1 protein-coding gene is annotated in these 1099 nt (G+C 53.7%); it reads right to left on the bottom strand.

Translation table 11 applies throughout. The features are described from left to right. Window positions 1-1072 (bottom strand): efflux transporter outer membrane subunit (locus A3722_RS23355; protein ID WP_082849480.1); only part of this gene is annotated, 1072 nt, incomplete at its 3' end. Between the last annotated feature and the right edge of the window lie 27 nt (window positions 1073-1099).

Here is a 1099-nt window from a genome sequence, read left to right as displayed (position 1 = left end):
TTGCAAATCGTTCGGCGTCCAACAGGTCTGGTAAGTTCAGTTCTCCCAGTTCAAAAACTTTGCGGCTCAACTGAAGAGTACGATCCCTTGATCGTTGAGCAGCGCGCAATGCGGCCACCTCTCTTTGTTTTCGTGTAAATTCACTTTGAGTTTTTTGCACATCTTCCACCGCGGCCAACACCTGTGCACGCCATTCCAGTTCGGCGGTCGTGGCTGAAATAATAGCCGCATCTCGCCTAGCGCGTAGCGGACCTTGGTTGAGGATGGGCAATGAAAGTGCTGGACCAAAGGACCATTCTGACGGGTTTGCCGCTGTCACCGAGCCAGATAAAGTGACCGATGGGTACAACTTTGCTTCTGCGACACCTACTCCGGCAACTGCGGCAGCTAGACGGCGTTCAGCGGCCAATACATCTGGACGATTGCGGAGCAGATTAGCGGGGACGCCTGTTGACCCCTTGCTGCGAGGATAAGGTTGTGGTGCGCCTGCAATCATCTGTTTAAGCAGCGGCTGAGCTGGTTCGGCCAACAATGTCGCGATTGCAAAAACCCGGGCTTCGAATGCGGCTTCAAGCGGAGGGAGGTCGGCAATTGCTGTGTCCAGCTGACCTGCTGATCGGGCAAGATCTAATTCTGACAATCCGCCTTGCTCAACTTGAGCTCTGATCAAGGACTGGGTCCGGCGGAGGCTCGCGATATTCTGTCGTGTTAAAGCCAATGCCTCCTGAAAATACCGCGCGTCAATATAGTTGGAAACAACACCGGAAACCAGAGCAAGCCGGACAGTGCCAGCATCAAACTTGGCTGCTTCTACACCCGCTGCCGCGCGCTGCGCGTCACGGCGAACACCACCAAAAATATCGAGGATGTAATTCGCCCCGAACGTCGCACTTTCAGAGGGATCACCTGATATTGGGTTACCATTGTTTCTTTGCGCCTGTGCATCCAGTCCACCTGAGAATTGGCCAGCGGTACCTGTCTGCCTCAGGTCTGTATTTGCGGCTTTGATACGTTGTAAAGCCGTTGCAATATCGATGTTTTGTGTAAGGCCGCGGTCTACTAGCCGGTTCATTTGCCGGTCATTTAGCCGTTTCCACCA

Origin of the sequence: Sulfitobacter sp. HI0027, assembly GCF_001634775.1 — a bacterium.
In the GTDB taxonomy this organism is placed as follows: domain Bacteria; phylum Pseudomonadota; class Alphaproteobacteria; order Rhodobacterales; family Rhodobacteraceae; genus Sulfitobacter.
The sequence above is the reverse complement of the archived record's forward strand: the minus strand, read 5'-3'. Positions and strand labels throughout refer to the sequence as shown.